The sequence below is a fragment of the Streptomyces sp. NPDC054863 genome, assembly GCF_053610825.1.
Genome location: NZ_JBSGZD010000449.1, coordinates 1 through 4,246, shown reverse-complemented (window position 1 = coordinate 4,246; position 4,246 = coordinate 1). Strand labels below are relative to the sequence as shown.

Below are 4,246 nucleotides of genomic sequence, written 5' to 3'. Positions count from 1 at the left end.
GCCGTGGAGGTCGTTCGGTTACCTGTTCTGCGGTGCGCTCGTCGCGTTCCTGATCGGGGGCGCGCTGAAGAACGGGCCGATCGCCATCGACGACCTGCCCGGCTACGCCCAACTGGTCGTCGCGGTGCTCCTGGCCGCGGTGCTGGGCATACCGGTCGGCGCGGTGGAACGCCTCCGCCTGCGGATGGTGGACACCGAACCCGTCGGCAACCCGCACGTGGCCCCGACCGTGCCCGGCCTGAAGGCGTGGCTGTGGCTGCGCATCAGCGAGGCGGCGACCTGGCGCGAGTTCAGCTATGCGATCGCCCTGACGGTCGTGCTGCCGCTGATCGACTTCGGCGGTGTGCTGCTGGTCGGGAGCGTGGTCGTCCTCATCGCCTCCCCGTTCCTGGAGCCCTTCGTCGACTTCGGCCCGCTGGTGGTCTTCGGCTGCTGGCACATCGCCGGCCCGCTCGACCGGGTGCTGGTGGTGCTCCTCGGCCTGGTCCTCCTCCCGCTGGTGGCCTACGCGGTGACCGCGCTGGCCGCGGGCCGGATGTCGTTCGTACGCCTGCTGCTGGCGCCGCGGGAGTCCGAGGTGGCCACGCGCGTCCAGGAACTCACCCGGTCGCGGATCCGCCTGGCGGACGCGTTCGAGGCCGAGCGCAAGCGGATCGAGCGCGACCTGCACGACGGTGCGCAGCAGCGGCTGGTCGGGCTGATCATGACGCTGGGCATCGTGGAACACGGGCTGGAGAAGGAGCAGTCCGACCGTGCGCGGCTGGTCTCCAAGGCCCGCAAGGAAGCCGAATGCGTACTGGCCGAACTGCGGGAACTGATCCGTGGCATCCACCCCCAGCTGCTGACCGACCGTGGCGTCCAGGCGGCGGTGGCCGAGGTCGCCGACCGGAGCCCGGTGCCGGTGCACGTCGACATCGTCATTCCGCAGCGCCTCGTGTCCGCCGTGGAGACGGTGGCGTACTTCGCCGTGAAGGAGGCGCTCACCAACGTGGTGAAGCACAGCCGGGCCGGCACGGCACGGGTGACCGGCTGCCGGGAGGGGGACCGCCTGGTGCTGCGCGTCAGCGACGACGGCGTGGGCGGCGCCAAACCCGAGGGCGGCCACGGGTTGCAGGGTCTTGCCGATCGAGTCGCCGTGGTGGGGGGCAGGCTCAAGCTGCTCAGCCCGCCCGGCGGCCCAACCGAACTAGTCGTGGAGCTACCGTGGCGAACACCCGATTCCGCATAGTGCTCGCCGAGGACGCCGTCCTGCTGCGAGAAGGACTCGTCGAACTGCTGGAGCGTTTCGGGCACGAAACCGTGGCCGCGGTCGGCGACAGCCGCGACCTGATCGAGGCGGTCGAGGAGCACCGGCCCGACATCGTGGTGACCGACGTGCGGATGCCGCCCGACTTCAACGACGACGGCCTGCGGGCGGCCATGGAGCTGCGGGGCCGCTACCCGGCGCTCGCGGTCCTGGTGCTCACGCAGTACGCCGCGACGGACTACGCGTGCGAGCTGCTGGAGTCCGGCGAGCACTCCCGCGGCGGCCTCGGTTACCTGCTCAAGGACCGGATCGGCGCGGTGGCCGAGTTCCTGGCGGCTCTCGAATGCGTCGCCACCGGCGGCACGGTCGTCGACCAGGAGGTCGTCCGGCAGCTGCTGCGGCGCAGGCAGATGAACGAGCCGCTGGACCGGTTCACCCCGCGGGAACGGGAGGTGCTGGGGCTGATGGCCGAGGGAAAGACGAACGCCGCCATCGCGGCGGCGCTGAACGTCAGCCTGCCCACCGTCGCCAAGAACATCGGCAGCATCTTCCTGAAGCTCGGTCTGTCCGAGGACGACGGGCACCGCCGCGTGCTGGCCGTGCTGACGTACCTGCGTTCCTGACCGCACGCCCCGGAGCCGCATCGCGGAGCCGCGCCGCGCGCCCCTGACCGCCCAGTTTCACCCGTCGGTCAAAGACATGGCTGCGCGTCCGCGGTTTAGAGAGGCTCGACCCACATTCATTCGCAGTGGACTAAGGGGCCTACATGGTGAGCAGCGTCGTGATCGTCGGTGGCGGTACGTCGGGCTGGATGACGGCGTCCTACCTGAACGCGGCATTCGGCGACCGGGTGAAGGTGACCCTGGTCGAATCGAAGAACGTGCCCTCGATCGGGGTGGGTGAGGCCACCTTCAGCACCATCCGGCACTTCTTCAAGTACCTGGACATCGAAGAGCACGAGTGGATGCCGGAGTGCAACGCCACCTACAAGCTGGCCGTCCGGTTCGAGGACTGGCGCGAGCCGGGCCACACCTTCTACCACCCGTTCGAGCGCACCCGCGTGGTGGACGGCTTCCCGCTCACCGACTGGTGGGTGCAGAAGAAGCCGACCGAGCGGTTCGACACGGACTCCTCCCTCATCGCCTCGATGTGCGACGCGCAGAGCTCGCCGCGCTACCTGGACAACTCGCTCTTCGACAGCACCTTCGACCGCGGTGACGAGCACCGCACCACGCTGACCGAGCAGAACACCCAGTTCCCCTACGCGTACCACTTCGATGCGACGCTGCTGGCGAAGTTCCTGACCCGCCGCGGTGTGGCGCGCGGGGTGCGGCACGTGCTCGACGACGTGGTGGACGTCGCTCTGGACGACCGGGGTGCGATCGACCACGTCCGCACCCGCGAGCAGGGTGACCTCCACGGCGACCTCTTCATCGACTGCACGGGCTTCCGCAGCATGCTGGTGAACAAGGCGCTCGACGAGCCGTTCATCTCCTTCCAGGACCACCTGCCCAACGACAGCGCGGTGGCGCTGCGGGTACCGGTGGACATGGCGGAGCGCGGCATCCGGCCGGCCACCACCGCGACCGCGAAGGAGGCGGGCTGGATCTGGTCGATCCCCCTCTTCGAGCGGCTCGGCACCGGCTACGTGTACGCCAGCGACTACGCCACCCCGGAGGAGGCCGAGCGCACGCTGCGCGAGTTCGTCGGCCCGGCGGCGGACGACGCCACCGCCAACCACATCAAGATGCGCATCGGCCGCAGCGAGCGTGCGTGGGTCAAGAACTGCGTGGCGATCGGCCTCTCCAACGGATTCGTCGAGCCGCTGGAGTCCACCGGCATCTTCATCATCCAGAACGGCATCGAGCAGCTGGTCAAGAACTTCCCCGTAGGCCAGGAGGAGACCGACGACCAGCTCCGCAAGGTCTACAACCGGCAGGCCGCGCACGTGATGGACGGCCTGCGGGAGTTCATGGTGCTGCACTGGTACGCCTCGGGCCGTGCCGACAACCAGTACTGGAAGGACACCAAGACCCGGGCGCTCCCCGACGGCCTGGCCGAGCGACTGGAGCAGTGGAAGGTCAAGCTGCCCGACCAGGAGTCGATCTACCCGCACTACCACGGCTTCGAGTCGTACTCCTACCGCGCGATCATCCTCGGCCTGGGTGGACTGCCGGTGCAGCCGCTGCCCGTGCTGAGCAAGCTCGACGGCACCGCGGCCGACCGTGAGTTCCGGCTCGTGGCGGAGCAGGCTGCCGCGCTGGTCGAGAAGCTGCCCACCCAGTACGAGTACTTCGCCCACCTGCACGGTCTGCCGCCGGAGCAGCGGAAGGCGGGCTCTGCACGATGAATGTCGCCGGGTTCGCGGCCGAGTTCGGCCACGTGGTGCTCGCGCTGCTGGCCGTACTCCTGGTCGCGTTCGTCGGCCGCGCGGTGGGCCGCCTGCTGAGGCAGCCCACCGTCATCGCGGAGATCGCCTTCGGTCTCGCGATCGGTCCGGTCCTGCTCACCCTCGGCGGTGAACACCAGACCCTGCTGCCCGCGGAGACGGTCGGCTGGCTGCGCTTCGTCGGGCACGTCGGGCTGGTGCTGTTCCTCGTCGGGGTCGCGCACGAGCTCCGGCGCACCGCGGCACCGGCCCGCGGCCGGCTGATCGGCTGGACCACCGCGGGCTCCCTGCTGATCCCGCTCCTGACGGGCTGTGTGTTCGCGGTGGCGGTGCTGGCCGATCCCGCGCTGCGCGGCACCGCGCCCACCGCGGCGCTCGTGCTGCTGCTCGCGGTCTCGTTGTCGGTGACCGCGGTGCCGGTGCTCGCGCGGATCCTCGAAGAGCGGGAGCTGTTCGACACCCCGGTCGGCAAGCTCTCGATGACCGTGTCGATGATCATCGACGTGATCGCCTGGCTGCTGCTCGCGCTCGCGATCGGGCTGGCCGCGGGCGGGACGGGCGGCGTGCCGCGGCTCGCCACGGTGGTCGCCGTCGGACTCCTGGCGATGTTC

Annotated in this window: 4 protein-coding genes; all 4 read left to right on the top strand. The window is 69.9% G+C overall.

Translation table 11 applies throughout. The annotated features are described in order from the left end of the window. Positions 1–1,228: sensor domain-containing protein (locus ACWGIG_RS37355; protein WP_453326173.1), on the top strand; the 1,228-nt coding region annotated here is incomplete at its 5' end. Further along, complete coding sequence (locus ACWGIG_RS37350) at positions 1,228–1,869, top strand: response regulator (RefSeq protein WP_453326174.1); 642 nt, start codon at positions 1,228–1,230, stop codon at positions 1,867–1,869. The genes ACWGIG_RS37355 and ACWGIG_RS37350, both read left to right, overlap by 1 nt. A 143-nt stretch (positions 1,870–2,012) precedes the next feature. Continuing rightward, a complete protein-coding gene (locus ACWGIG_RS37345) occupies positions 2,013–3,596 on the top strand; it encodes a tryptophan halogenase family protein (RefSeq protein WP_453326172.1) in 1,584 nt (527 codons plus the stop codon). Next, positions 3,593–4,246 (top strand): cation:proton antiporter domain-containing protein (locus tag ACWGIG_RS37340; protein WP_453326171.1); only part of this gene is annotated, 654 nt, incomplete at its 3' end. The genes ACWGIG_RS37345 and ACWGIG_RS37340, both read left to right, overlap by 4 nt.